This window comes from Bradyrhizobium erythrophlei (assembly GCF_900129505.1).
Classification (GTDB): domain Bacteria; phylum Pseudomonadota; class Alphaproteobacteria; order Rhizobiales; family Xanthobacteraceae; genus Bradyrhizobium; species Bradyrhizobium erythrophlei_D.
Map to the genome: position 1 here is coordinate 3,830,519 of NZ_LT670818.1, position 25,582 is coordinate 3,856,100.

General features: G+C 63.6%; 24 protein-coding genes and 1 riboswitch. Of the genes, 16 read left to right on the plus strand and 8 right to left on the minus strand.

The genetic code is table 11. The features are described from left to right. Positions 1–151: 151 nt before the first annotated feature. Both B5525_RS17675 and B5525_RS17680 read right to left on the minus strand, forming a co-directional pair. Positions 152–865 (minus strand): ribonuclease T2 family protein, encoded by a 714-nt coding sequence (locus B5525_RS17675; protein ID WP_079567156.1) that lies wholly within the window; start codon positions 863–865, stop codon positions 152–154. Positions 866–994: 129 nt separating this feature from the next. Beyond that, the gene (locus B5525_RS17680) at positions 995–1,465 is read right to left on the minus strand and encodes a hypothetical protein (RefSeq protein WP_079567157.1); all 471 of its coding nucleotides are present in this window, start codon (positions 1,463–1,465) and stop codon (positions 995–997) included. A 166-nt stretch (positions 1,466–1,631) separates the two neighbouring features. Between B5525_RS17680 and B5525_RS17685 the strand changes: the two genes are divergently transcribed. Together B5525_RS17685 and B5525_RS17690 are read left to right on the plus strand one after the other, a co-directional pair. Next, complete coding sequence (locus B5525_RS17685) at positions 1,632–1,922, plus strand: hypothetical protein (RefSeq protein WP_079573487.1); 291 nt, start codon at positions 1,632–1,634, stop codon at positions 1,920–1,922. Positions 1,923–1,972: 50 nt separating this feature from the next. Further along, positions 1,973–2,506 (plus strand): DUF3617 domain-containing protein, encoded by a 534-nt coding sequence (locus B5525_RS17690; RefSeq protein WP_079567158.1) that lies wholly within the window; start codon positions 1,973–1,975, stop codon positions 2,504–2,506. Between the two features lie 167 nt (positions 2,507–2,673). Here the strand turns inward: B5525_RS17690 and B5525_RS17695 are convergent, their stop codons facing one another. Genes B5525_RS17695 through B5525_RS17705 form a run of 3 tightly spaced genes read right to left on the minus strand, consistent with a single transcriptional unit; the run spans position 2,674 to position 5,366 of the window. Next, entirely contained in the window at positions 2,674–4,062 is a 1,389-nt protein-coding gene (locus B5525_RS17695) for an ATP-binding protein (protein WP_079567159.1), read from the minus strand. A gap of 24 nt (positions 4,063–4,086) precedes the next feature. Then, positions 4,087–4,815: a response regulator gene (locus B5525_RS17700; RefSeq protein ID WP_079567160.1), complete on the minus strand. Its 729-nt coding sequence runs from the start codon at positions 4,813–4,815 to the stop codon at positions 4,087–4,089. Then, complete coding sequence (locus B5525_RS17705; protein WP_079567161.1) at positions 4,812–5,366, minus strand: MarR family winged helix-turn-helix transcriptional regulator; 555 nt, start codon at positions 5,364–5,366, stop codon at positions 4,812–4,814. Before B5525_RS17705 ends, B5525_RS17700 begins: the two co-directional genes overlap by 4 nt. A gap of 395 nt (positions 5,367–5,761) precedes the next feature. Between B5525_RS17705 and B5525_RS17710 the strand changes: the two genes are divergently transcribed. From B5525_RS17710 to B5525_RS17725, 4 genes are all read left to right on the plus strand, one after another. After that, entirely contained in the window at positions 5,762–6,841 is a 1,080-nt protein-coding gene (locus B5525_RS17710) for a branched-chain amino acid aminotransferase (protein ID WP_079567162.1), read from the plus strand. 172 nt (positions 6,842–7,013) lie between these two features. Beyond that, positions 7,014–8,633, plus strand: a complete 1,620-nt coding sequence (gene hisS / locus B5525_RS17715) for a histidine--tRNA ligase (RefSeq protein ID WP_079567163.1) — start codon at positions 7,014–7,016, stop codon at positions 8,631–8,633. Positions 8,634–8,783: 150 nt separating this feature from the next. Further along, positions 8,784–8,987, plus strand: a complete 204-nt coding sequence (locus tag B5525_RS17720; protein WP_079567164.1) for a tautomerase family protein — start codon at positions 8,784–8,786, stop codon at positions 8,985–8,987. A gap of 138 nt (positions 8,988–9,125) precedes the next feature. Beyond that, a complete protein-coding gene (locus B5525_RS17725; RefSeq protein ID WP_079567165.1) occupies positions 9,126–9,521 on the plus strand; it encodes a thioesterase family protein in 396 nt (131 codons plus the stop codon). Here B5525_RS17725 and proC read toward each other — a convergent pair whose 3' ends face one another. Further along, positions 9,522–10,361, minus strand: coding sequence for a pyrroline-5-carboxylate reductase (proC, locus tag B5525_RS17730; RefSeq protein ID WP_079567166.1), 840 nt, complete (start codon positions 10,359–10,361; stop codon positions 9,522–9,524). Between the two features lie 171 nt (positions 10,362–10,532). Then, positions 10,533–11,033, minus strand: coding sequence for a YbjN domain-containing protein (locus B5525_RS17735; RefSeq protein ID WP_079567167.1), 501 nt, complete (start codon positions 11,031–11,033; stop codon positions 10,533–10,535). 409 nt (positions 11,034–11,442) lie between these two features. Beyond that, positions 11,443–11,619: riboswitch (FMN riboswitch) on the plus strand. 70 nt (positions 11,620–11,689) lie between these two features. Here B5525_RS17735 and B5525_RS17740 point away from each other — a divergent pair. The 4 genes from B5525_RS17740 (at position 11,690) to B5525_RS17755 (ending at position 15,812) form a co-directional block, all read left to right on the plus strand. Beyond that, positions 11,690–12,271, plus strand: a complete 582-nt coding sequence (locus B5525_RS17740; protein WP_079567168.1) for a 6,7-dimethyl-8-ribityllumazine synthase — start codon at positions 11,690–11,692, stop codon at positions 12,269–12,271. A gap of 264 nt (positions 12,272–12,535) precedes the next feature. After that, positions 12,536–12,868 (plus strand): hypothetical protein, encoded by a 333-nt coding sequence (locus B5525_RS17745; RefSeq protein WP_079567169.1) that lies wholly within the window; start codon positions 12,536–12,538, stop codon positions 12,866–12,868. A 20-nt stretch (positions 12,869–12,888) separates the two neighbouring features. Beyond that, positions 12,889–14,358, plus strand: a complete 1,470-nt coding sequence (locus B5525_RS17750) for a methyl-accepting chemotaxis protein (RefSeq protein ID WP_079567170.1) — start codon at positions 12,889–12,891, stop codon at positions 14,356–14,358. Between the two features lie 239 nt (positions 14,359–14,597). Further along, positions 14,598–15,812, plus strand: a complete 1,215-nt coding sequence (locus B5525_RS17755) for an MHYT domain-containing protein (protein WP_079567171.1) — start codon at positions 14,598–14,600, stop codon at positions 15,810–15,812. 77 nt (positions 15,813–15,889) lie between these two features. Here the strand turns inward: B5525_RS17755 and B5525_RS17760 are convergent, their stop codons facing one another. Beyond that, complete coding sequence (locus tag B5525_RS17760; RefSeq protein ID WP_079567172.1) at positions 15,890–16,447, minus strand: MarR family winged helix-turn-helix transcriptional regulator; 558 nt, start codon at positions 16,445–16,447, stop codon at positions 15,890–15,892. A gap of 716 nt (positions 16,448–17,163) precedes the next feature. On the opposite strand from B5525_RS17760, the gene B5525_RS17765 reads away from it, so the two are divergent. From B5525_RS17765 to B5525_RS17790, 6 genes are all read left to right on the plus strand, one after another. Beyond that, positions 17,164–18,909 carry a tannase/feruloyl esterase family alpha/beta hydrolase gene (locus tag B5525_RS17765; RefSeq protein ID WP_244567934.1) on the plus strand — a complete coding sequence of 582 codons (1,746 nt, stop codon included), beginning with the start codon at positions 17,164–17,166 and terminating at the stop codon, positions 18,907–18,909. Between the two features lie 603 nt (positions 18,910–19,512). Beyond that, complete coding sequence (locus B5525_RS17770) at positions 19,513–20,376, plus strand: FAD binding domain-containing protein (protein ID WP_079573489.1); 864 nt, start codon at positions 19,513–19,515, stop codon at positions 20,374–20,376. 18 nt (positions 20,377–20,394) lie between these two features. Further along, the gene (locus B5525_RS17775; RefSeq protein ID WP_079567174.1) at positions 20,395–20,895 is read left to right on the plus strand and encodes a (2Fe-2S)-binding protein; all 501 of its coding nucleotides are present in this window, start codon (positions 20,395–20,397) and stop codon (positions 20,893–20,895) included. After that, on the plus strand, positions 20,892–23,315 hold the full coding sequence (locus B5525_RS17780) for an aerobic carbon-monoxide dehydrogenase large subunit (RefSeq protein WP_079567175.1): 2,424 nt from the start codon (positions 20,892–20,894) through the stop codon (positions 23,313–23,315). The genes B5525_RS17775 and B5525_RS17780 overlap by 4 nt, the downstream gene beginning before the upstream one ends. A gap of 178 nt (positions 23,316–23,493) precedes the next feature. Continuing rightward, positions 23,494–24,366, plus strand: coding sequence for an AAA family ATPase (locus tag B5525_RS17785; RefSeq protein ID WP_079567176.1), 873 nt, complete (start codon positions 23,494–23,496; stop codon positions 24,364–24,366). Continuing rightward, positions 24,363–25,574 carry a vWA domain-containing protein gene (locus B5525_RS17790; protein ID WP_079567177.1) on the plus strand — a complete coding sequence of 404 codons (1,212 nt, stop codon included), beginning with the start codon at positions 24,363–24,365 and terminating at the stop codon, positions 25,572–25,574. The genes B5525_RS17785 and B5525_RS17790 overlap by 4 nt, the downstream gene beginning before the upstream one ends. The last annotated feature ends 8 nt before the right edge of the window (positions 25,575–25,582 follow it).

The following is a 25,582-nucleotide window of genomic DNA, read 5'->3' on the forward strand; positions in this document are numbered from 1 at the left end:
GTGGAAAGTAACCTGGAGTCATTCCGGGGCGATGCGAAGCATCGAACTCCGATGTGCAATTGCACATCGTAGAATCTCGAGATTCCCCGATGCGCGATTGCGCATCTGAGGTCTGGTCCTTCGGACCATCCCGGAATGACGTGTTCCGAACTTACCCGCCCCGCAGCGGCGGCATCACGACGTCGTCACGGCGGCAGGCGCGGCGGTCGAGTTCCTCGCAGGCGCGGAATTGCAGGTCCTTGCTCAGGCAGATCCGCACCTCGCTGAGCCGCTTGCGGTTGCAGGTCACTGATATCGCCGCATTGCTCAGGCCCGGATTGGCCTTGATGAAGGCCTCCTCGATGTCGGCCGGCGCAACCGTCTTTTCCTCCGACAATTCGAGATATTCCGGCGGAATTTTCACCGTCGAGCGGGCTTTTCGGATGGTTTCGAAATAGGCCCGCGCGCCAAGTCCCGAGCAGGTGCCGTGCTTGTCCCATTCGTTGAAAATCAACCCGGGCGCCGGCATCAGGTCCAGCATCGAGGTCATGATGTTGCGATCGAGCCGTGGCGAGGGCCGCTGGCAATAATCCGGGAAGCCGTGCTCATATTGCGGCCACAGGCCGTGGACCACGAAGGAATAGGGCCGTCCGCCGCACTGGGCCTGCGCCCGCCCCTCATTGCCGCGCTCGGCCGCCTCCTCGCAGAAGGACGGCGACCACGACAGCGACAGCACGTAAAAATCAAACTCGCCGGGGGCATTTTGCCGGCGGTCCTGCGCCGACACAGTTCCTGCCGCCAAAACCAGCAGACCCCCGGTGAGCAGTCCGAGCAGTCCCAGCGAGATCAAAAACCGCGAAATCCAGGCGAATCGAACATGCAACATGGTGACGCTCCCATACCCACGAATGGCCCGGAGCCTAGCAGCAGGTTGGAACATTTCAAGAACAAAATAGGAAAACAGGTCGAGCTTAGGCTCGGGCTCGCATTTCAGGCAGGAAGCAACAGCCGGGAATCAGGGCCGGGCGGCCCTGCAGTTGGGGCTAAAGGCCCAGTTGCGGTCGAGCCCGACCACGCACCATTCGACGCCCTGGTCGTAGCCGGCAAACCCGCCGTCCTCGATGATCGAGTAATGCACGGCACGGACCTTGCCGTCGCTGAGCATCGCCTCGGCGCTGCAATAGCGGCGCGGGATATTGTCCGACTGCCAGGGCCGGAACGCGGTTTCATGAACCTGGCCATAGGCGGTGATCTGCAGGCCGGAGTTCCAGAAGGTGCTTTCCTTCTCCCAGAACTGGTGGGTGATGGTCCCCAGCGCGCGCTCGCATTCGGCGACCCGCCCGTCATAACGCGGGCCAGATAGCCAGAAGTTCAGTTCCAGCGGATTGGCGGCCTGGGCGGGCTCGCCAAGGGACAACAGGCCGAAAAGCATAGCCAGTGCGGCGCCGAGGCCGGGTTTTTTCAACGATGTGAAGAGATCGCGCATGGGGAATCCGCCCGAAGAACCAACGGCCAGACGGTGCCGCGAAGCCCGCGCAAGGTCAAGTGCAACGCGGCAACACCTGCCGAGAACTCCACCGCGAAGGGCCGGCCGTTCTTTTCACGGGCTGCGATGCGCTCTAAGGTATCGCTTGAGCCGAATGGAGTCTGTGATGCGAATCATTGGGGCCGCGAGTCTGGTTGCGGTATGCGGGATGCTGGCGATCGCGCCGGCGCGGGCCGATTATGTGCCGCCGTTCAAAGGCAACGATACCGGCGGTATCATCGCCTATGCCATGGCCTCGCAGGTGGATGTCCGCCAGCTCGCGGTCGACCACTGCGCGTCCTACGGCAAGGTGGTGAAATTTTTGGCGGTGATCCCCCAATATGGCGGTTATATTTCCTTTGCCTGCCGCTGGGTGCCCTATGGCGCCAACGAGCGGCCGCTGGTCACCCGTTACTGAACCGGACCACCTGATCTGACCGAAGCTTTTCTTTCGGGGACTGCGAGAGCATGACGCGACGGCTTCTTTGGTTTTGTCTGGGGGCGAGCCTGCTGACGCTGGCAGCGGCGTCGGACGCGCGTGCGGTGGAAATACCCGTGCGCAAGGCGGGCCTGTGGGAACTGAAGATGGTCAAGACCGGTTCGCCGCTGCCGGAAATGACGATGCAGCATTGCACCGACGAGACCACCGACAAGGCGATGACCGACGCGGCCTCGCCGATGTCGAAGGATATGTGTTCCAAGAACGATCTCCAGAAGACCGCGACCGGCTATGTCAACGATTCCGTGTGCAAGGTCGCCGGCATGTCGATCACCTCGCATTCAGAGACCACCGGCGATTTCAATTCCGCCTACACCGTCAAGTCCACCTCGCACACCGAGGGCGGGCCGGCCGGCGCGCCGCGCGATACCACGACGACGATCGAGGCGAAGTGGCTGGGCGCCTGCAAGGCGGATCAGAAGCCCGGCGACATCGTGATGCCCGGCGGTTTCAAGATGAACGTCAAGGACGCCCAAAAGCTCAAGGGCCTGCTGCCGAAGTAGCCTCTTCTTCACCTCGCCCCGCTTGCGGGGAGAGGTCGACGCGCTCTTGCGCGGCGGGTGAGGGGGACTATCCACGAGTCCGGAATTTGTTGCTTGCCCCTCTCCCCGCAAGAGCGGGGCGAGGGAGTTCACCGCCGTTGCTGAGACAGATCGATTGCAATTGCTGCCTAGACCGGGATCCGCACCGTGGCGCGCAGGCCGCCCATCGGGCTGTCGCCGAGCGTGATGTCGCCGCCATGCGAGCGCGCGATGTCGCGGGCGATGGCTAGCCCCAGGCCGGTGCCGCCCTCATCCTGGTTGCGGGCGCCGTCCAGCCGCAGGAACGGCTTGAACACTTCCTCGCGCATGCCGGCCGGAATCCCCGGCCCGTCATCGTCGATCGTGACCGTCAGATAGCGGTGATCGCGGTGGCCGGTGATCGAGATCGCATCGGCATGACGCGCGGCGTTGGAGACGAGGTTGGCGAGGCAGCGCTTGAACGCCGCCGGTTTCACCGTCAGCACCGGCAGGCCGTGGAACGCCACGGTGGAGGCGTGGCCGTTGCGCTCGGCGTCGCTGCGCAACTCCTCCAGCGCCGTGGCCATGTCGGTCGGCTGCGCGTGCTCGCCGCTATCGCCGCGCGCAAACGCCAGATAGTCCTCCAGCATGCCGGACATCTCGTCGACATCGCGGCGCATGCCGTCGACCTCGGGACTGTCCCCGATCAGCTCCAGCTCCAGCTTGAAGCGGGTCAGGATGGTGCGCAGATCGTGGCTGACGCCGGCCAGCATCGCGGTGCGCTGCTCGATCGAGCGTTCGATGCGCGCCTTCATCTCGAGGAAGGCATGCGCGGCGCGCCGCACCTCGCGCGCGCCGCGGGGCCGGAAGTTCGGCGCCTCGCGGCCCTTGCCGAAGCTTTCCGCGGCGTCCGCCAGCCGCAGGATCGGCTTGATCTGGTTGCGCAGGAACAGAACCGAGACGATCAGCAGGATCGACGAGGTGCCGAGCATCCAGAAGATGAAGATTTCCGAATTCGAGGCATAGGCCGCGCTGCGCAGCGCGAAGATGCGCATCACGGCGTCCTCGAGCTGGATGCGGATTTCGACCTGGTTGGAGCGGCCGACGGTGTCGATCCAGAACGGCTTGCCGATCTTGCGGCCGAGTTCGACCGAGAGCGTCTGGTCGAGCAGCGAGAAGAACGGTTTCGGGCCGGGCGGGGGCAGGTCGCCGACGGGCAGGAAATCCACCAACATCTGCAGCCGTTGCTGGGCGATGCGGCGCAATTGCGCGCGTTCCTTGTCCTGCGGATAGGTCTGGTAGACGTCGATCAGGCTGGCGATGTCCTGCACGACGGCGGCCGACAGATGCCGGGTCACCGTGTTCCAGTGCCGCTCCATGAACACGAACGTCACCACCGACTGCAGCACCACCATCGGCACGATCATGATCAGCAGCGCGCGGGCATAGAGTCCCGTCGGCATCCAGCCCTTGAACGCGTTGCCCATCCAGTTGTTGGCCGCCCACACCCGCCGGGAGGCGGTGCGGAACAGGGTGATGCCGGTGTCGAGCGTGCTCATCTGACGGGGTTCACCTGCAACGGCTCACGGCGAGGCGACCAGGCGATAGCCGATGCCGCGCACCGCCTGCAGGAACAGGGGATTGGCGGGATCGCGCTCGATCTTGCGCCGCAGACGGTTGATCTGCACGTCGACCGCGCGTTCGTTGACGGTGCCGTTGCCGGTGAGCGCGCTGCGCGGCACGGTCTCGCCCGGCACCACCGCGAGAATGCGCAGCATCTCGCGTTCGCGGTCGGTGAGATGAACGGGCTCCTCGCCCTGCCGCAGTTCGCCGCGCTCCAGATGATAGACATAGGGCCCGAACGCGACCTGCTCCAGCGTCTGCGCCGGCGGCGGCGCGCTGCGCTTGAGGATATTGCCGATCCGCAAAACCAGTTCGCGCGGCTCGAAGGGCTTTGCCACATAATCGTCGGCGCCGATCTGCAGGCCCTCGATCCGGGCCTCCGCCTCGTGGCGCGCGGTCAGCATGATGATCGGCACCGAGGAAGAGGTGCGGATGAAGCGGGCGAGATCGAAGCCGGTCTCGCCCGGCATCATGACGTCGAGGATCAACAGATCGAAATGCAGGCCGTTGAGCTTGGCGCGGGCGTCGCTGGCGCTCATCGCGGTGGTGACGCGGTAGCCTTCGCCGCACAGGAAGCGCGACAATAGATCGCGGATGCGGCGGTCGTCGTCGACCAGCAAGAGATGCGGCGCATCGTCGGCCGGTTTCGGCGGGGTTCGCGTGAGGGTCGCTGCCTGGATCACGCTTATTCCTTTGCGGTTGCGGTGCCGGGCTTGAGGATCGTCTCCAGCACCTTGTCGGGATCGTCGTGATCGATCATCGCGCGCAGGAACGCGCGGACCGTGTCGGCGCCTTCGGGCGTGATGTTCCCGAGCGCGCGGTTGATGCGGTCGGTCTGCAGGCCTGCGAGCTTGCCCACCAGCGCCTCGCCCTTTGCGGTGGCAAAAAGAAGGCGCTGCCGCCGGTCGTTGTTGCCGGTCTTCTGCACGATATAGCCTTCGTCGAGCAGCTGCTTGAGCACCCGCCCCAACGACTGCTTGGTGATGCGCAGCACGTCCAGGAGGTCGGCGACCTTCAGGCCGGGATAGCGGTGGACGAAATGCAGGACACGGTGATGCGCCCGGCCGAACCCGAACGCCTCCAGTTCATGGTCGGCATCGCCGACGAAATCCCGGTAGGCGAAAAACAACAATTCGATGATGTCCCAGCGCAAATCGCCGGCCCTGGGGGCCGGGGACCGCCCGTCGGACGCCCGCGAATCAGGGTTGGGCGCGGCACTGGAGAAATTTATGTCAGCCATATTGACGTATCTTGGGTTCAATGTTACAAAACAATCAGTCTCGACGAAACATTAAGTCGTCTCGTCGGGAGTGATGGTTCGGGCGGCCGGAATAAGCCGCAGATGGCGGCCAGGGCCGCGAATGTGTTGACCGTGCGATTGTCGAGCGGCATGTCGGCAAACAATACTGGACTTCCGCCTTCCGCAAAAGCATGTCCTATGGGCCGTGCGGGCGGCAGGCCGGCCGCGAGGCCGGCCGCAGGCGTAGGGCCAGACCCAACCAACAGCGCTGCGGCGCCAGGCGCGTAATCAGCGCCAATCCGGGGGAGAGACCCATGGCAGTTTCGATCGAGCAGGCTCGGAGAGACAGGCCGGCGCCAGACATCGCGCCGGTTCCGACAGCGGGAAGCAGGGGAATGAGCTTGAAATTCGAAATCCAGCCCGCGGCTAATCCGACGTCCGAGCAGGAGCGCGCGGCACGGCTCGTGGACCCCGGCTTCGGCCGGATCTTCACCGATCACATGGCGGTGGTCCGCTACAATCAGGCCAAGGGCTGGCATGGCGCGCGCGTCGAATCCCGCGCGAATTTCCCGCTCGATCCGGCCGCAGCTGTCCTGCACTACGCGCAGGAGATTTTCGAAGGCCTCAAGGCCTACAAGCGCGACGACGGCGGCGTGAACTTGTTCCGCCCCGACGCCAATGCCCGGCGCTTCTGGAGTTCGGCCGAGCGCATGGCGATGGCGCCGCTGCCCGAGGCTGTGTTCATCGACGCAGTCGAAGAGCTCGTGCGCCTCGAGCGCGCCTGGGTGCCGGGCGGCGAGGGCAGTCTCTATTTGCGGCCCTTCATGATCGCGAGCGAGATCTTCCTCGGCGTCAAGCCATCCGCGGAATACATCTTCGCCGTCATCGCCTCGCCGGTCGGCTCCTATTTCAAGGGCGGACCTGCCCCGGTGTCGATCTGGGTGTCGGAGAACTACACGCGCGCCGCGATCGGCGGCACCGGCGCCGTCAAATGCGGCGGCAATTACGCCGCGAGCCTGCGCGCGCAGGCCGAGGCCATCGAACACGGCTGCGATCAGGTGGTTTTCCTCGACGCGGTCGAGCGCCGCTACATCGAGGAACTCGGCGGCATGAACGTCTTCTTCGTGTTCGATGACGGTTCGCTTTCGACGCCGCCGCTCGGCACGATCCTGCCGGGCATCACCCGCGATTCGATTATCGCGCTGGCAAAGGATTCCGGCACGCCCGTGCGCGAGGAGCCCTACACGATCGAGCAGTGGCGCGCCGATGCTGCCAGCGGCAAGCTGAAAGAGGCCTTCGCCTGCGGCACGGCGGCCGTGATCTCGCCAATCGGCAAGGTGTGTTCCGCGAGCGGCGATTTTCTCATCAGCGGGGGTGCTGCCGGCCCCGTCGCCATGGGGTTCCGCAAGAAGCTGGTCGACATCCAGTACGGCCGCGCGCCCGATCCGCACGACTGGATCAGAAAGGTGCTTTGACCGGCGCACCGTCATTCCGGGATGGTCCGCAGGACCAGACCTCAGATGCGCAATTGCGCATCGGGGAATCTCGAGATTCCGGGTTCGATGCTTCGCATCGTCCCGGAATGACAGCCCACCCGATAGATGCACCGGTTGCCGCGCCGCGCCTGCGCTGGTACCAACGCCCGCCATGGCCGAGAAACCGAAAAAACCCCAAAAACTCAAAGCCCGCCTGCCGCGCGGGCTGGAGGATCGCGGCCCCGCCGCGATCAACGCCACCCGCGCGATGGTCGAGAAGATCCGTGAGGTCTATGAGCGCTACGGTTTTGAGCCGGTGGAAACCCCGGCGATGGAGTACACCGATGCGCTCGGAAAATTCCTGCCCGACCAGGATCGGCCCAATGAGGGCGTGTTCTCGTTCCAGGACGACGACGAGCAGTGGATTTCGCTGCGCTACGACCTGACCGCGCCGCTGGCCCGCTATGTCGGGGAGAGATACGGAACGGATAGCCTGGTTCTTCCCTATCGCAGCTATCGTCACGGCTGGGTCTTCCGCAACGAGAAGCCCGGCCCGGGCCGCTTCCGCCAGTTCATGCAGTTCGACGCCGACACCGTCGGCAGCGCGTCACCCGCGGCGGATGCCGAGATGTGCATGATGGCGGCCGACACCATGGAAGCGCTAGGAATTGAGCGCGGCAGCTATGTGGTGAAAGTGAATAACCGCAAGGTGCTCGACGGGGTGATGGAGAGCATCGGGCTTAGTGGTGATGCAGGAGGTAGGCTCACGGTATTGAGGGCGATCGACAAATTTGATCGGCTAGGATCCGCAGGTGTGCGTCTTCTTTTGGGCAAAGGACGATGGGATGGGGGAGAGGAAGGAAAGGGCGACTTTACGAAGGGAGCCGAGCTTTCCGGCGAAGCAATCGATCGGGTGTTGCGGTTCGTCCATCCCGAATGCGAACTCGAGCATCTGACGTACGTGACATCTAACGACCCAGCGCCAACTAGCGACGAGCACATCTACACCGAGGGTGGCACGCCTCGCTTTCCCGATTTTGGAAAGACCTTGGAAGCTTGGTCAAGTCTTGTTGGCAACAGCGCTGTTGGGCAGGAGGGTGTTCAAGAGCTTACTGAAATGCTGAGCCTCTTTCGCTCCGCCGGCTATGGCTCCAGGCGGGTACGTATTGAATCGTCCGTCGTCCGGGGTCTCGAGTACTACACCGGCCCGGTCTACGAAGTCGAACTGCTGCTCGACACCAAGGACGAAAAAGGCCGCCCTGTTCGCTTCGGGTCGGTCGGCGGCGGCGGGCGCTATGATGGCCTGGTCTCGCGCTTCCGCGGCGAGCCGGTGCCGGCCACCGGATTCTCCATCGGCGTGTCGCGGCTGCAGGCCGCGCTGACGATGCTCGGCAAGCTCGACACCACACCTGAATTCGGCCCCGTGGTCGTCACCGTGTTCGACCGCGATCGTGTCGCCGATTACCAGAAAATGGTCGCTTCCTTGCGCGCGGAAAAAATCCGCGCCGAGCTCTATCTCGGCAATCCCAAGAACATGGGCAACCAGCTCAAATATGCCGACCGCCGCAATTCGCCTTGCGTGATCATCCAGGGTTCGGATGAGAAGGATGATCCCGCAGGCCCGCAGGTCATTCTGAAGGATTTGATCCTGGGCGCCGAGTTGGCGAAACTGGAAAAAGATCGCGACGAATATCTGCAGAAGCAGGGCGAGGCTCAAACCAAGGTGCCGCAATCTGCGCTGGTCAATGAAGTCCGCAAAATTCTTGAGAAGCATGGGGTGACGTGGAAGTAGCCTCAGTCGTCATGCCCGCGGGCATCCAGTACGCCGTGACGCCGGCGTTGAACACAACCGGCGCGGAATACTGGATCATCCGCTTTCGCGGATGATGACATCCGTGCAAGATGCGGCGCCGTTCGTAGCAAGAGCAAGGGAGTGACAAAGATGCCTGAAATCACCATCAGCATGGCCGCCGGCCGTACCGACGAACAAAAGGCCGGCATGATGCGCGACATCACGCAGGCGCTGGTGAAGAACCTCGGCGTCGATGCCGACGCCGTGGTCATCCAGATCAACGAAGCCCCGCTGGCGCACAAGATGAAGGGCGGCAAGACGTTCGTGGAACGCGCGGCGGCCGCGAAGAAGTAACGCTACAGCGCTAATGATCTTTGCATTGTCATTCCGGGATGGTCCGAAGGACCAGACCTGGAATCTCGAGATTCTCCGATGTGCAATTGCAGATCGGAGTTCGCGCTTTGCGCGCCCCGGTATGACGGACTGAATCCCATGGACGCGCGTGACATCATCACCATCGGCATGAGCGCCGAGCGCACGCTGGTCGTGCCGCCGGAGCGCACCGTCGGGCATTTCGTTCCGCATATGCCGATGGTCTACGCGACCCCGATGATGATCCTGGAAATGGAGATGGCATCCGGCGACGCCATCAGGGACTGTCTGCAACCGGGCTGGGTCACGGTCGGCACCGAGGTCGATATCCGCCATCTCGCGGCAACCCCGGTCGGTGCCACCGTGCGCACGACGGCGCGGGTGATCGCGGTGGAACGCCGGGTGATCCGCTTCGAGGTCGAAGCCTTCGATGACAAGCGCCGCATCGGCGAAGGCCGCCATGCGCGCGGGCTCGTCAATGTCGAGACGTTTACCAAGCGGTTGGGGACTGGGTAGTTACTTCGCCAATTCCTTCGAACGCCGCGTCGCCGCGGCGACGGCGCTGGTCAGCAGCGATTGCATGCCGCCTTCGCCCATCAGCACTTCCAGCGCCGCCGCCGTGGTGCCGCCGGGCGAGGTGACGTTCTGGCGCAAGGTCGCGGAAGCGAGATCCGAGCGAAACAGCAACTCGCCGGAACCGGCGACGGTTTCGCGCGCGAGTTTTGTCGCAAGCTGCTCCGGCAGGCCGGCCTCGACGCCGGCGCGCGCCAGCTCCTCGGCGAGCAGAAAGACATAGGCGGGACCGGAGCCGGAGACCGCGGTCACCGCGTCCATCAAACCCTCGTCGCCGACCCATTCGACCGATCCGGTGGCACGCAGCAGCGCGTCGGCGACAGCGCGCTGCGCAGCGCTGACAGTGTTCGCCGCGACCGCCACCGTGATGCCGCGGCCGATCGCCGCCGGCGTGTTCGGCATCGCGCGCACCACGGTGCCGCCGCAGACTTGCGCGATCGAAGCGATGGTCGTGCCCGCCATGATCGACACCACCAGCGTCGACGAGGCAACGAACGGCTTCAGGCCGGGGCCGGCCTCGCGAAACGTCTGCGGTTTCAGGGCGACCACCAGCGTGGCGGCATGGCCGACATCTTTTGCCGATGGATTGAGGCGAAAGCCCTTGGCCGCAAGTGCCATGATCTCCTCGGCAGGATGCGGCTCGATCACCGCCAATTGCCTGGGCTCGAGCCCCCGCGCCAGCCAGCCCGTCAGCATCGCCCCGCCCATCTTGCCGGCGCCGGCGAGCACGATGGGGCCTTCGACTTGCGTGAGCGCGCTAGCTGCAGTGACCGACGACGACATCAGAACATACTCTCTCGTCGTCCCTGCGAAAGCAGGGACCCATAACCACAGGCGGTTTTAGTTCATCGAGATATCTGCAACAAGCGCTGTGCGACGCAATTGCCGCCGCGGAGTATGGGTCCCTGCTTTCGCGGGGACGACACCTGTGTGTGGAGACGCAGGCGAAACGCCCTACGCCTCGCCCTCGGTGTCGAACATCGCCGCACTCATGGCTTCCGACGCGGTCTTGCCGGCCCAGACCACGAACTGGAACGCCGGGTAATAGCGCTCGCAGGCGTGGATGGCGCCGACCAGCATGCTCTCGCATTGCGCGGCGGAGGCGGTGAGCCCGCCGGGCAGCACCAGCGCCTGCCGGTACATGATCATGCCGGTATGGGTCCAGATATCGAAATGCCCGACCCATAATTGCTCGTTGACGGCGGCGATCAGCCGCTGCACTTCGCCCCGGCGGGCGGGCGGAATCTTCATGTCGAAGGCGCAGGCCAGATGCAGCGCCTCGATCTCGTTCATCCAGGTGAAGGACAATTGATAGTCGGTCCAGTCGCCTTTGGAGACGATCGTGACCTCGTCCTCGCCGGAGCGCTCGAACGACCAGTTGTTGTCGGCGGCGATGTCCTCGACGACCGCGAGCGGGTTGGTCCGGGAGTCGATGATGCCTTCGAGGAGGGACATGCCAGCTCGACCTTGCCTTTGCGGTTAAAGATACGATGGTTGCTACACACGCAGGCCGACACGTAATTGACGCCCGCTGCCAATTGCAATCCCTCGGGGTGCCCCGGAGCCTGCGCCGATCAAGTGATGTGATTTGCGGAATCGGCGCAACCGACCCCAGAGTCCATCCACAGGCAATCCGGAGATCTTCCACAGCTCTTCGAGCGCGTTAACTTTTGCCGTGAGAACAAACCAGAATCGGATTCGCGGGATGCGAGTCCGGCGCGCCGGATGCGCGTCATGCGGGGGCGGATCGGCCCGCCATCATCGTTGATTTGGTCATGGGGACATGCGCCTTGCCCATGGCAAGGTGCTTGCTGGCGACGCCGCCCTTCGCCATACTTGTTGGAGGCCGTCCATCCCGGGCGGCCGATGTTCTCAGGGCGGGGTGAAATTCCCCACCGGCGGTAAGGGTGACGAAGCCCAAGCCCGCGAGCGCCTCCTCCTCCCGGAGTTCCCTGGTTTGGAATCCCGTGGAGAAGAAGGGTCAGCAGATTCGGTGTGACTCCGAAGCCGACGGTTAAAGTCCGGATGAAAGAGAACGGTTGCGGCGGCCGCGCATGCACGTGGCCCGTTCGTTCCGTATGCCCTGATTCTGGTCCTGAAAGAGGAAAGCCATGAATCAGATGTTGCAAGATGCTCCCCAAAACGCTTCCGAACTACAAGACGCTTCCGAACTAAAAGACTCTCCCGAAACCATCGATCGCCCGCCTGACCCTGCGCATCCGCGCTTTGCAAAACCGCAGCGGGTCGCCTTCGTGCAATCCTCCTGGCACCGGGAGGTGGTCGAGGAATGCCGCATCGCGTTCCTCGCCGAGATCGCGGCGCGCCATATCAGCAATGTCGACGTGTTCGAGGTGCCGGGCTCGTTCGAGATTCCGCTGCACGCGCAGATCCTGGCCAAGACCCGGCGCTACACCGCGATCGTCGCGGCCGGGCTCGTGGTCGATGGCGGCATCTACCGCCATGAATTCGTCGCCGACACCGTGATCAAGGCGCTGATGGATGTGCAGTTGCGAACCGAAGTGCCGGTATTCTCCGCGGTGCTGACGCCGCAGCAGTTCCACGAGAGCGCGGCGCATTTCGAATTCTTCCGCAAGCACTTTGCCATCAAGGGCATCGAGGTCGCGGAAGCCTGCGCCAACACCCTGCTCAGCCTGGAGCGGCTGCGCGGTCAGGTTGCAGCGGGGATCATGTAACCGGCGGCGCGTTTGTCACCTCTCCCCGCTCGCGGGGAGAGGTCGCCCGGCGAAGCGCAGCGAAGTCGGGCGGGCGAGGGGGACGATTCGCGCATTCGGTATTCGTGGGAGCAGACTGTTGCGCCGCAGCAAAGTCGCCCGCGCGTTCTACCGCGCGGCTACAGCCAATTTTTTCCGGTCTCTGCCATCGCAACAGCATGCAGATACCTTTGGAAGCCTGCATATTTACGGGCAGTTATCCTTATTTCCGTATGAATTTGTCGGATGGAACGCTCGCAACCCGTCACGACATCGCGCTGGCCGGCATGGGTCAACGCCACCGGCTTGCTGATCGCGAGCTTTGTCGGGGTCGCGACGCTGTCGCTGCAGGCCCGGCCCGGCGCCGAGATTGTGGCGGTGGCCTTTCCGCCCTGGTGGAGTGCGCAACGGATTTTCGCAGCCGCGGCCTCAGCCGACGCCGCGATCGTCAGGACTACCGCCATACCTTCGATTCTCGTGGTGGAGCCGGACCACGACCAGGGATTGATGCGTCTACGTGAGGCCGGCGCGTGGCTGGCCATCGACCCGCAGGCGATCGCCGCCTGTCTCACGAAATAAGCCCCAAAAGGAATTTGAGCATGATCGTCGAGAGCAAGGAACTGGAAGCGCTGCGCGAAACCACCAGCAAGGCGCTGATCGCGCTGCTCTGGCTGCACCTTCCGATCGCGATGGCGATCGGCTTGGCGCGCGGCTCCGACTGGCTGTTGCCGGCGGTGTTCATGGCGGTGCTGGCCACTGCGGCGACGCTGTCATGGCAGATGGCAGGTAATGGGCTGTCGACCCGACTGACCTTTGCCGTCGCGCTGATGGGCGGCGTCTCGGTGTTCACCTTTCAGCTCTCCGGCTCCGCCTGGCAGATCGACGTGCACATGTATTTCTTCGCGGCGCTGGCATCGCTGGTCGCCTATTGCGACTATCGGCCGATCGTAATCGGCACCGCCGCGGTCGCGTTGCATCATCTCATCCTGAATTTTCTCTTGCCCGCGGCGGTCTTTCCGGGCGGCGCCGATCTCGGCCGCGTGGTTCTGCACGCGGTCATTCTCGGGATGGAAGCGGCCGTCCTGGTCTGGCTCGCCCACCAGCTAGCGCAGCTGTTCGAAGCCACGGCGCAGAAAACCGCCGAAGTCGAGGCTGTCTACGCCGCCGAGGCCCGCGCCCAGGCCGAGCGGATCGACGCCGACCACCAGGCCAAGCACGATCGCGACGCGGCACGGCGCAATCTGGCCGCCGACTTCGAACGCAAGGTCGGTCGTATCGTTGAGGCGGTGGCGGTCGCCGCCGGCGAGATGCAGGCCATCTCCGGTTCGATGAGCCGCAGCAGCGGGGAAACGGCGCGGCAGGCGGCCGCGGCCGCAACCGCCTCGACCCAGGCCTCGCACAGCGTCGGAACCGTCGCATCGGCCACGGAAGAACTCACCGCCTCGATCGGCGAAATCGGCAAACAGGTGACGCGCTCGGCGGACATCGCCGAAAAGGCCGCCGAGGAAGCGCGCCGCACCAATGCCGTCGTCGAGGGGCTGGCATCCGGCACCCAGAAAATCGGCGAAGTGGTTACGCTGATCCAGAGCATCGCGAGCCAGACCAATCTGCTGGCGCTGAATGCGACGATCGAAGCCGCGCGCGCCGGCGAACACGGCCGCGGCTTCGCCGTGGTGGCGAGCGAAGTGAAGGCGCTGGCCAATCAGACGGCGAAGGCGACGGAGGAAATTTCCGCGCAGATCCAGGACATCCAGAGCGCGACCGGCGAGGCCGTGACCGCGATCCAGACCTTCGTCGGCACCATCGCGGAGATCAACGAGATTTCCGCCGCGATCGCCAGTGCCGTCGACCAGCAGAACGGGGCGACACGCGAGATCGCCGGCAACGTTCAGCAGGCCGCCAGCGGCACCCTTGAGGTGAAAGAAAATATTCTCGGCGTCGAAAGGGCCGCCAGCGAGGCCGGCGTCGCCGCGTCCAAGCTGTTGGCGGCTTCGACCGGATTGTCGTCGCAGTCGGAGCATCTGAAAGCCGAGGTCAACGGTTTCCTCGGATCGATCCGCGCGGCGTAGCTTAGAGCGTTTTCCACCGAAAGCCTGCCCCGGACTTGATCCGGGGTGGACACCGGTTCGCGCGAAGAGACCGCGTAAAAACAAGAAACCGGAGCTTCGGTTCTGATTCGATCAGAACCGATCATGCTCCAAGATCAACTTTCGGTCATTTCCGCACCTCATTGTCATTTCCGCCACCGCGCCTATAAACTTGGCCGTGGGAGGAGGCACGCCCGTGGAGACGGGCGGCCGAGACGATCATGTTCGAAGGACACGATCCCTATCTCGTCGCGCTCTCGGTGGTGATCGCGATCCTGGGTGGCTACACCGGCTTTGGTCTCGCGGCGCGAATCCGCGGCACGCCCGGCGTGAGCCAGCGCGTCCTGCTGTCGGGCGCCGCCGCATTCCTCGCGATCGGCATCTGGACCATGCATTTCGTCGGCGTGCTGGCTGCGCCTATTCCGCCCGATGCCGTCTATCTCGTGCTGCCCACCATCGTCTCGTTCCTGATCTGCGCGCTGGTGGTCGGCGTTTCCCTGTTTTTCCTCTCGATCGGCGAGCCGTCGCAGCGCCGGGTGATCTCGTCCGCCGTGCTGCTCGGCGCCGGGATCGTGAGCATGCATTACGTCGGCATTCACGGGCTGGCCGGCAATTTCGCCATCCAGCACGATGGCGCGATGATCCTGCTGTCGATCGGAATCGCGATCGTCGCGGCCTATGGCGGCCTGCGGGCGTTCCTGGCCCGTCACGACGGCATCAGGCTGATCGCGAGCTCGATCGCGTTCGGCGTCGCGGTATCAGGCATGCACTACACCGCGATGTTCGGCATGCATTTTGTCCCGCTGTCGGAAGCAACGCACCAGCATGCGGGCGGACTTGCCGCGTCGCAGCAAATACTCTCGGTGATCGTGGCCGTGCTGTGTTTTGTGATCGCGGCCGGCTTCCTGCTGTCGCTGGTGCCGGATCCGCGACGGCAAGCCGCCGTGGCGGCTGCGGCCGCGATCGATCCCTCCGCTGCATCCCTTGTCGCTGCGTCGTCGCTGCCTGCAGCCGGCCCGGTCACCCCGAGCCTGCCGCGGCCGATGCCGGCGCCGCTCGGCGGCATCGGCCAGCCGCCGCGCGCCGCGCCGGCGCCGCGGCTGCCGATCGAGGGTGCCGACGGCACCCATTTCATCGATGTCGCGGATGTCAGAAGTGTTCGCGCCGACGCGCATTACACCCGGGTGCATGACGGCACCCGCGAGCGGATGTGCCCGTGGTCGATCTCGGAAGCCGAAGCCCAGCTCGATCCCGGCCTGTTCGTCCGGGTGCACCGCAGCCATATCGTGGCGATCCCGCATGTCAGCTTCGTCCGCAAGGAAGGCGATGGCGCGGTGATCGAGCTCGACGGCCCGTCGCCGCACCGGGTTCCCGTCAGCCGCGCCAAGATCGCCGAGGTCAAGGCGCGGCTGGGGCTGATCCGGCGCCACGCTTAGCGGTCACTTCGACAAGGACCGCAACCGGGCGAAATGGACAAGGCTCGCGAGAACCTCGCCATGGGGTCGGCTCGGCATCACTCGTGAAGAAAAACCGATAAGGTTCGCAACAGCTCCTTATAAGCGCGCGACCCGAGTTTTTCCGCGAGGGCTTCTTCGTGTCGCGCAATAAGTGACCGAAGCCGATCCAGCAGCGCCGCGCCAGCGGTCGTCAAATGCAGAACGTAATAACGACGATTGGTCGACGATGCGGTACGCGCCACCAGTCCTTGGCGTTCGAGGCGCTCGACCAAACGTCCCAGACCCGCGCGCTCGATCGAAAGGACCGACGCTATCGCAAGCTGATTGATCCCAGGATTGGTGTTGATGATGCTGAGCACGGAGTATTGTGCAATGCTTATGTCGAAGGGAGCCAACTGTCGACTGACATCCTTGAAAACCCATAATTGCGCTCGCCGAATGCGATAGCCCAAATTCTTCGAGAGGTCCCCAAGCGCGATTTGATCGTCCCGCAAGGGCGCCGGCGCCCTGACATTCCTTTTGCGGGTAGAGACTTTTCGCGACTTCGCCGGTTGTCCGATGAGGCGAGCGTCCTTGGCGGGGCTAGTCGTGCCTCGTCCGCTTTTAAATTTCATCAAAGAACCTCTTGAAGAAGCCGGCGATCAAGTCTCGGGAATTGATTTGTCGGTGTGCTTTATATCAGACCGCGCAAATTCCGCCCGAACTAATCACAGCCCCGATTCGCAACCCTGCACCTCTGTGGGCGGCCACGTAAACCGGATTGGATTGCGGGTCAAAGAATGCCGCGGTCCCGCACACCCGGCAGCCCTCGCATGTGCGAAATGGATCGACAATGGTCGACGCAGCCCCGCACATCCGCATTTGATGTTGACAGGGCTACATGGCCTTGATGTGATGAGCCCGCGACAACGAAGCTGCCGTCCGAAGAGCGGCTCGACGAGGAAACGTCCGTGCTTTCACAATTGGCAGCCTTACGGCTGCGAAAGCGGAATCTCGCGCGGCATGAGCCGCACGGGCCAGGAGCGCAGGCAACGCGCCATCGCTTCTACCTGTCGTTCTCGGTCTCGCCTTGCGGGCCCGGAACGACAATCACGGACAGTCAATCATCCTGGTCGGTCGGAGTGCTTGTTCGGCAGTCCCGTTCGGTTGCGCCGCCCGCGGCGTGGCCGAGTCAATATCGAGGAATTTCTATTCCGTCATCACAGGGGAGATTGACATGAAGCGTTTGTTCCTGGCGTCAACTATCGCCGCGAGTTGGATAGCATTCTCGACGCCGAATGCCCTGGCGGCAGGTCCTGGTGTCGTGCCGCGCGGCACATGTGCCGGCCTGATGGGGCTGCCGCTGCAAAACGCGCAAGTCCTGAGTGCGACGCAAAAGTCGGGCTATTGCAACGTTGTCGGCGTCATCAACAAGCGCGTCAGCGCTCAGGACCCCGATCATTTCACATATGGGATCGGGTTTTCGCTCAATCTGCCCGACACCTGGTTTGGTCGTTTCGAAATGATGGGTGGAGGCGGCACGGACGGCTCGCTCAACGCGGACCCGAAGGGTTCGGCCGGTGTCGAACTGGCGCAGGGATGGGCCGTTGCCGTCGATGACGGCGGTCATGAAGACAAAGCCGCCAACGCAGTCGGCGGATATCAAGACGACGATGCCAACGCCGGGGGCAGCGCGCATTTCGGCGTCGACGAGCAGGCCCGTATCGATTACGGCTACAATGCCATCGAGAAAACCGCGACAACATCGAAGTCGATTATCGCTTATTATTACGGACAGCAGGCCGCCTTCTCCTACATCATGGGCTGTTCGAACGGTGGCCGCGACGGAATGGTCGCTTCGCAGAAATTTCCCTGGCTGTTCGACGGTGTCATATCGCAAAATCCCGGCTTCAACCTGCCCCAGGCGGGGATTGCCGAAGCCTGGAACGAGCAGGCCCTTGCGCCTTTGGCGACCTCGAAGGATGTCAACGGGCAGCCCTTTATCCCCGATACATTCCCGTCTCAGGACCTTGAAGTCGCGTCGGCGGCGATCCTGGGCGCTTGTGACGCCCTCGATGGTCTCGTGGATGGAATCGTCGATAACTTCCACGCCTGCACCAATAAAAGGATATTCCCTGCATTGGATGCTGTGACCTGCGGCACCGGCGTGCACGGCGGGACGCCGCACGGGGGAACATGTCTCACCAGCGCGCAGGTCGGCGCGCTGAAGACGATCTATGCCGGACCGGTGAATTCGAAGGGCAAGCGGCTTTATTCAAACTGGTTCTGGGATGCCGGGATCTGGGCGCCGCCCACGGCGCCGGGACTCGGATGGACAGCATGGAATGTTGTAACCAGCCCTGTACCGAACGTGAACACGGCTGCGAACCTGACGCTTGGCGCCGGTGCGGTTCCGATGATTTTTGTTACGCCTCCGGTCGTGACGCCCGTTTCCGGGTCGGGCGGCCAGGAAGCCTATCTGTTCCACTTCGACTTCGATAAGGACGCGCCGAAGATTTTCGCCGAGACCAAGGAATATCCGCAGAGCTCGATGGACTTCATGACCGGGGTCTCTTTGAACCTGCGACCGTTCAAAAATCGCGGCGGCAAGCTGATTATCTCCTCCTCGGTGAACGACGGTATTTTCTCGGGAGCCTCCATTGCGCGCTGGTATCGATTAATGAACCGGGAAATGGGCGGGAAAGCGCCTGATTTCACCAGGCTCTTCATGGTGCCGAACATGGGTCATTGCGGCGGCGGCCCGGCGACCAACGATTTTGCCGTCAACGAGCTCAATGCCGTCACCGCGTGGGTTGAAAAAGGTACCGCGCCGGACCGAATTGTCGCCGCCAACCACAATACGAGCTCTCCGTTTCCGAGCGGGGGATTGTTCGATTTTCGAATCGCGCAGAATTTCCCGGCCGGTGGAACGCGTCCCCTTTGTCCCTATCCGCAAATTCCGAAGTACAAAGGCGCCGGTATGACCAATGATGCGGCCAATTTCGTCTGCGTCGGAGAGCTGGATCGGTTCAAGTTCGATGACAATGATGCTGACGACGACGACGACGGCCTGGACCACGGCGGAGACCGTCGTTAAGCGCGTTGCGGTGCAACGGCGCGCAGCTTCTCCGCTGCGCGCCGCCGGCCGAAATGAATAGAAAGAACGCCTGTTTCGAACCATTTCAGTTATGCCGCGGGCGGCCGCCATCTACGCAGGCGTCCCAGCTAAGGGGGCGTCGTCTTGGCCGCTCTTACTCGTCGAATTCCGCCGGCGTGCCAAATATCAAGGCATCGTTTAACGATCCCAGCCTCCGGCAGGGGGTGACGGAGGCCGGGTACTGGAGCCCGAAATTCTCGCATCGCGACAATTTCGGGCGGGCGCTTCTCTTCCATAGGATTTGCCAAGGCAGTCCTAACCCCAACCCTATCCCAACGCACTCGCCGCAAAGAGCGGGGAGAGGGAGAAGCACCGGCGATATCAGTTAGGTCGCAACGCCTGACGCATTTCGTGCCGCCAGGTCCGCCGTTCGTGCGAATTCCCTCCGCTGGTGACCTTGCGGCCGCCGCCGCCTTGCCTGCGAACAATTCCCATAAGAGCCTCCGCGCCGACGTCTGAAATCAAACGCGCATTCCGCAAAACTGGACTTCCGGCTTTGCGGCCGGAATACGCGCCAAAACACAAAGACGCATGGAGGAAACGATGATTCCTGGCCCGTTCAGCTATCACCGGCCTGAGACTGTGGCCGATGCGGTCAAACTGCTCGCGACATTGGGCGACGAAGCCCGCCCCCTTGCCGGCGGCCACAGCCTGGTCCCGATGATGAAGCTCAGGCTCGCCACCCCCGAACATCTGGTCGACCTGCACGGCATCGCCAGCCTCAAAGGCATCCGCCGCGACGGCAACAAGGTCGTGATCGGCGCCATGACCACCCAGCATGATTTGCTGGCGTCGGACGAAATCGGAAAATCGCTGCCGATCCTGCACGAGACCGCATTTCTCATCGCCGATCCCCAGGTGCGCTACATGGGCACGATCGGCGGCAATGTCGCCAATGGCGATCCCGGCAACGACATGCCGGCGCTGATGATGACCTTGGGCGCGAGCTATCGGCTCGAAGGGCCCTCTGGCGCCCGCGAGGTTGCGGCGTCGGAGTTCTATCAGGGCGCTTATTTCACCGCGCTCGAGCCCGGCGAGATCCTGACCGCGATCTCGATCCCTGCGCCGGCCGCCGGCAGCGGCTACGCCTACGAAAAACTGAAGCGCAAGATCGGCGATTACGCCACCGCCGCGGCGGCCGTGATGCTCACAATGGCCGGCGGCAAGGTCGCCTCTTGCGCGATCGGCCTTACCAACCTGCATGAAACGCCGCTGCTCGCGACCGACGCGGCCAAGGCCGTGATCGGCACCAGCCTGGATGCGGCGAGCCTGAAAAAGGCCGCGGCCGCGGCGGAGGCGATCATGTCGCCGGCGTCGGATGCCCGCGGGCCGGTCGAATACCGCAAGCATGTCGGCGGCATCATGGTGACGCGGGCGCTGCAGCGCGCCGCTTCGCGCGCAAGCTGAGAGGGGGAGGGAACAAAAATGGCAAAGACCCATGTGACCATGAAAGTGAACGGCGCCGAGGTCGAAGGCCTCGTCGAACCGCGCACGCTGCTGGTGCATTTCATCCGCGAGAACCTGCTGCTGACCGGCACCCATATCGGCTGCGAGACCACCCATTGCGGCGCCTGCACCGTCGATCTCGACGGCATGTCGGTGAAGAGCTGCACATTATTCGCGGTGCAGGCCCAGGGCTCCGAGATCACCACCATCGAGGGCGTCGCCAATGCAGACGGCACGCTGTCGGCGCTGCAGGAGGGCTTCCGCATGATGCACGGCCTGCAATGCGGGTTCTGCACCCCCGGCATGATCTTGCGGGCGCAACGATTGCTGCAGGAGAACCCGCGGCCGACGGAAGAAGAAATCCGGATGGGCATCTCCGGCAATATCTGCCGCTGCACCGGCTATCAGAACATCGTCAGGGCAATCCAGTACGCCGCCGACAAGATCAATGGCGTTGAATTCAAGGAGGCTGCGGAATGAACGACATGACTCCCACGCGGGAACAACGCGAAGCCAGTCTCGAAGGCATGGGCTGCAAGCGCAAGCGGGTCGAGGATGCGCGCTTCACCCAAGGCAAGGGCAATTATGTCGACGATCTGAAACTGCCGGGCATGCTGCACGGCGATTTTGTCCGGTCGCCGCATGCCCATGCGCGGGTGAAATCGATCAACAGCGACGAGGCTTTGAAAGTGCCGGGCGTATTGGCGGTCATCACCGCCGAGACGCTGAAGACCGTCAACCTCGCCTGGATGCCGACCTTGGCCGGCGACATCCAGATGGTTTTGGCCGACGGCAAGGTGCTGTTCCAGAATCAGGAAGTCGCCTTCGTGGTCGCCACCGACCGCTATGCCGCCGACGACGGCATCAACAAGGTGGTGGTCGAATACGAGCCGCTGCCGGTGGTGATCGATCCGTTCAAGGCGATGGACAAGGATGCGCCGGTCCTGCGCGAGGATCTCGCCGGCAAGACATCAGGCGCGCACGGGCCGCGCAAGCATCACAACCACATCTTCGAGTGGACCGTCGGCGACAGGGATTTGACCGACGCCGCGTTCAAGAAGGCCGATGTCACGATCAAGGAGATGATCTCCTATCACCGCACCCATCCGTCGCCGCTGGAGACCTGCCAGTGCGTGTGCTCGTTCGACAAGATCAGGGGCGAGCTTTCGATCTGGGGCACCTTCCAGGCGCCGCATGTGATCCGCACCGTGGTGGCGCTGATCGCGAAACTTCCCGAACAGAAGATCCATGTGATCTCGCCCGACGTCGGCGGCGGTTTCGGCAACAAGGTGGGCGCCTATCCCGGCTATATCTGCGCGGCCGTCGCCACTATCGTCACCGGCAAGCCCGTCAAATGGGTCGAGGACCGCATCGAGAACCTGACCGCCACTTCCTTTGCGCGCGACTATCATATGACGACCGAGATCGCCGCGACCAAGGAAGGCAAGGTCACCGGCTTGCGCGTTCACGTGCTCGCCGATCACGGCGCGTTCGATGCCTGCGCCGATCCGTCGAAATGGCCGGCCGGCTTCTTCAACATCGTCACCGGCTCGTATGACTTCCCGACGGCGCATCTGTCCGTCGACGGCATCTACACCAACAAGGCACCGGGCGGTGTCGCCTACCGCTGCTCGTTCCGGGTGACGGAGGCGGCCTACTGCATCGAGCGCGGCATGGACATTCTGGCGCAGAAGCTCGGGATGGATCCGGCGGAACTGCGGCTGAAGAATTTTATCCGGAAAGAGCAGTTCCCGTATCACTCGGCGCTGGGGTGGGAATACGATTCCGGCGACTATCACACCGCCATGAAGAAGATGATGGACACCGTCGACTATGCCGGCTTGCGCAAGCAGCAAGCGGCACAGCGCGAGGCGTTCAAGCGCGGCGAGACCCGCGAGATCATGGGCCTCGGCGTGTCGTTCTTCACCGAGATCGTCGGCGCCGGCCCGTCGAAGAATTGCGACATCCTGGGCATCGCGATGTTCGACTCGTGCGAGATCAGGCTGCATCCGACCGGCGCCGGCATTGCCCGGGTCGGGACGAAGAGCACCGGCCAGGGCCACGAGACCACCTGGGCGCAGATCATCGCCACCGAGATCGGAATCCCGGCCGACAACATCATGGTCGAGGAAGGCAACACCGACACCGCGCCCTACGGGCTCGGCACCTACGGCTCGCGTTCGACCCCGGTGGCGGGCGCCGCGATCGCCATGGCGGCTCGCAAGATCAAGGCCAAGGCGCAGATGATCGCCGCCTACAAGCTCGAGGTCCACGAAGGCGACCTCGAATGGGACATCGACGGTTTCCGCGTCAAGGGTCTGCCGGAAAAAACCATGTCGATGAAGGACATCTGCTGGGCGGCGTACAATTCGGTGCCGCCGGGCATGGAGCCGGGCCTGGAGGCGGTGAGCTATTACGATCCGCCCAACATGACCTATCCGTTCGGCGCCTATATCTGCGTGATGACCATCGACGTCGATACCGGGGTCTACAAGATCAAGCGCTTCTACGCGCTGGATGATTGCGGCACCCGCATCAACCCGATGATCATCGAGGGCCAGGTGCATGGCGGGCTGACCGAGGCGTTTGCGATCGCGATGGGCCAGGAGATCCGTTACGACCCGGAGGGCAACGTCGTCACCGGCTCGTTCATGGATTTCTTCATGCCGACCGCGGTCGAGACGCCGCATTGGGAGACCGATTTCACCGTTACCCCGTCGCCGCATCACCCGATCGGCGCCAAGGGCGTCGGCGAAAGTCCGAATGTCGGCGGCGTGCCGGCGTTTTCCAACGCCGTCAACGACGCCTTCTCGTTCTTAGGCTCGACCCACATCCAGATGCCGCACGACTACTGGCGCAACTGGAAGGCGGCGAAGAATCTGGGAGTGTTTGCGGCGTGATGATCTTCTCCCCTCCCTCCACGCGCTCTCGCGCGTGGCGGGGAGGGGTCGGGGGTGGGGGGTCTATCCGCTTGCTCCTCTGGCAGAGAGTTTGCCGAGCCGCCCCCCACCCCCGACCCCTCCCCACCGCGTTCCGCGGGGGGAGGGGGGAAGAAGCGAAGAGGAGAACGCTCCGACCATGAACAACCGCGAGGAGATCGCGCAATCGCTGGCGAAATCCGGCTATATCGCCGACGGCGAACTTGCGACCGCGATCGCGCTGATGCAATTGCTGCGGCGGCCGCTGCTGCTTGAAGGCGAGGCGGGCGTCGGCAAGACCGAGGTGGCAAAGGCGTTGGCTGGTGTGCACGACACCGAACTGATCCGGCTGCAATGCTATGAGGGGCTGGATCAATCGGCCGCGCTCTACGAATGGAACTACCAGCGGCAACTGCTTTCGATCCAGGCGCATCGCGGCGGGGATGCCGACGCGATCGAGGACCAGATCTTCTCGGAGAAATATCTGCTGGAGCGGCCGCTATTAGCCGCGATCCGGCGTGCCAAACCGCCGGTGCTGCTGATCGACGAGATCGACCGCGCCGACGACGAGTTCGAGGCGTTCCTGCTCGAACTGCTGTCGGATTTCCAGGTCTCGATCCCCGAACTCGGCACGATCTCCGCGATCACGATCCCACATGTGGTGCTGACCTCGAACGGCACCCGCGAACTCTCCGATGCGCTGCGCCGCCGCTGTCTCTATCATTATGTCGATTATCCCGACGTCGATCGCGAGGCCCGCATCATCATGGCGCGGATCAATGGCGCGACCGCGTCGCTGTCGCTACAGATCGCGCGCATGGTCGAGGGCATCCGGAAAGAAGAGCTGCGCAAGGTGCCGGGCGTCGCGGAGACGCTGGACTGGGCGGCGGCGCTGGTCGGCATCGGCGTGCGCGACCTGCAGGAGACGCCCGAGACGGTGCACGAAACCCTGATGTGCCTGTTGAAGACCCATGAGGACAAGTCGCGACTGACCCGTGAAGTCACGGAACGAATTTTGGGGAAGGTCGCATGAGCTGTTGCGGCGATAGTCCCGGCTATGACGATCTGGACGAGGTTTCAAAACTCGTCGCGACCAAACTTGCCGCGTTCCTCAGGACGTTGCGCGACAGCGGCTTTGCGGTCGGCCCGAGGGAAGGCCAGGATGCGGCATCCCTGATGGCGGCGGGCTATGTCGGGAAGCCGGGACTCTTGCGTTCCGCGTTCAAGCATCTGTTCTCGGCGCGCAAATCCGACTGGGACCGGTTCGACGGGCTGTTCGATGCGTTCTGGCTCGGCAAGCGCGCGCGCTCGCGATCCCGGACCATCGGCTCGACCAGGACGGCCAACAGCCCGTCGCTGAAAAGCCTGCAGGACCGCAAGTCCGAGCCGGCCGGCGGCGCCGCCGCTACCGACCAGATTCCATCCGATGGCAACGACGCGCCCGAGGATCGCGGCGGCGAAGGCCGCATGGAAGGTGCCTCGCGCGCGCAAAATCTTTCGGAAGTGGATTTCCGCAAGATGGCGGACCCCGACCAGATCGAAGAAGCCCACGAGGTCGCCGCAAGGCTGGCAAAAACCATGCGGACACGGCTGACCCGGCGCGATCTGGCGCGGCGTCGCGGCTACCGACTCGACCTCAGACGAACGATCCACAGCAATATCAGCCATGGCGGTGTGCCGATCAGCCTCGTCAAGCGGCAGCACAAGCCAAAACCGCTGCGGCTGGTGATGCTGCTCGACGCCTCCGGCTCGATGAGCATGTATACCGGCGTGTTCCTGCGCTTCATCCACGGTATGCTGGACGAGTTTCGCGAGGCCGAGGCGTTCCTGTTTCATACCCGGCTCGCCTACGTCTCCGACGCCATGAAGGAAAAGGACGCCGGCCGCGCGCTCGACCGGCTCTCGATCATGGCGCAGGGCGCCGGCGGCGGCACCAAAATCGGCGAGAGCCTGCAGACCTTCAATCGCTGGCATGCCGCGCGCGTGCTGCATTCGCGCTCCTGTGTGATGATCGTGTCCGACGGCTACGAGACCGGCGACGCGGCATTGCTCGGCCGCGAGATGGCGGCATTGGCCAGACGCTGTCGCCGCATCGTCTGGCTCAACCCGATGATGGCCTGGGAGGGCTATGCGCCCGAAGCCGCCGGCATCAAGGCCGCGCTGCCGTATGTCGATCTCTACGCGCCGGCCAATACGCTGAAAAGCCTGACCGAGCTCGAGCCGTACCTGGCGAAGCTGTGAGGAGCACA

Coding starts and splice junctions, on each gene's coding strand:
- B5525_RS17675 (WP_079567156.1), bottom strand. CDS start 865: ATGTTGCATGTTCGATTCGCCTGGATTTCGCGGTTTTTGATCTCGCTG.
- B5525_RS17680 (WP_079567157.1), bottom strand. CDS start 1,465: ATGCGCGATCTCTTCACATCGTTGAAAAAACCCGGCCTCGGCGCCGCA.
- B5525_RS17685 (WP_079573487.1), top strand. CDS start 1,632: ATGCGAATCATTGGGGCCGCGAGTCTGGTTGCGGTATGCGGGATGCTG.
- B5525_RS17690 (WP_079567158.1), top strand. CDS start 1,973: ATGACGCGACGGCTTCTTTGGTTTTGTCTGGGGGCGAGCCTGCTGACG.
- B5525_RS17695 (WP_079567159.1), bottom strand. CDS start 4,062: ATGAGCACGCTCGACACCGGCATCACCCTGTTCCGCACCGCCTCCCGG.
- B5525_RS17705 (WP_079567161.1), bottom strand. CDS start 5,366: ATGGCTGACATAAATTTCTCCAGTGCCGCGCCCAACCCTGATTCGCGG.
- B5525_RS17710 (WP_079567162.1), top strand. CDS start 5,762: ATGAGCTTGAAATTCGAAATCCAGCCCGCGGCTAATCCGACGTCCGAG.
- hisS (WP_079567163.1), top strand. CDS start 7,014: ATGGCCGAGAAACCGAAAAAACCCCAAAAACTCAAAGCCCGCCTGCCG.
- B5525_RS17720 (WP_079567164.1), top strand. CDS start 8,784: ATGCCTGAAATCACCATCAGCATGGCCGCCGGCCGTACCGACGAACAA.
- B5525_RS17725 (WP_079567165.1), top strand. CDS start 9,126: ATGGACGCGCGTGACATCATCACCATCGGCATGAGCGCCGAGCGCACG.
- proC (WP_079567166.1), bottom strand. CDS start 10,361: ATGTCGTCGTCGGTCACTGCAGCTAGCGCGCTCACGCAAGTCGAAGGC.
- B5525_RS17735 (WP_079567167.1), bottom strand. CDS start 11,033: ATGTCCCTCCTCGAAGGCATCATCGACTCCCGGACCAACCCGCTCGCG.
- B5525_RS17740 (WP_079567168.1), top strand. CDS start 11,690: ATGAATCAGATGTTGCAAGATGCTCCCCAAAACGCTTCCGAACTACAA.
- B5525_RS17745 (WP_079567169.1), top strand. CDS start 12,536: ATGGAACGCTCGCAACCCGTCACGACATCGCGCTGGCCGGCATGGGTC.
- B5525_RS17750 (WP_079567170.1), top strand. CDS start 12,889: ATGATCGTCGAGAGCAAGGAACTGGAAGCGCTGCGCGAAACCACCAGC.
- B5525_RS17755 (WP_079567171.1), top strand. CDS start 14,598: ATGTTCGAAGGACACGATCCCTATCTCGTCGCGCTCTCGGTGGTGATC.
- B5525_RS17760 (WP_079567172.1), bottom strand. CDS start 16,447: ATGAAATTTAAAAGCGGACGAGGCACGACTAGCCCCGCCAAGGACGCT.
- B5525_RS17765 (WP_244567934.1), top strand. CDS start 17,164: ATGGGGCTGCCGCTGCAAAACGCGCAAGTCCTGAGTGCGACGCAAAAG.
- B5525_RS17770 (WP_079573489.1), top strand. CDS start 19,513: ATGATTCCTGGCCCGTTCAGCTATCACCGGCCTGAGACTGTGGCCGAT.
- B5525_RS17775 (WP_079567174.1), top strand. CDS start 20,395: ATGGCAAAGACCCATGTGACCATGAAAGTGAACGGCGCCGAGGTCGAA.
- B5525_RS17780 (WP_079567175.1), top strand. CDS start 20,892: ATGAACGACATGACTCCCACGCGGGAACAACGCGAAGCCAGTCTCGAA.
- B5525_RS17785 (WP_079567176.1), top strand. CDS start 23,494: ATGAACAACCGCGAGGAGATCGCGCAATCGCTGGCGAAATCCGGCTAT.
- B5525_RS17790 (WP_079567177.1), top strand. CDS start 24,363: ATGAGCTGTTGCGGCGATAGTCCCGGCTATGACGATCTGGACGAGGTT.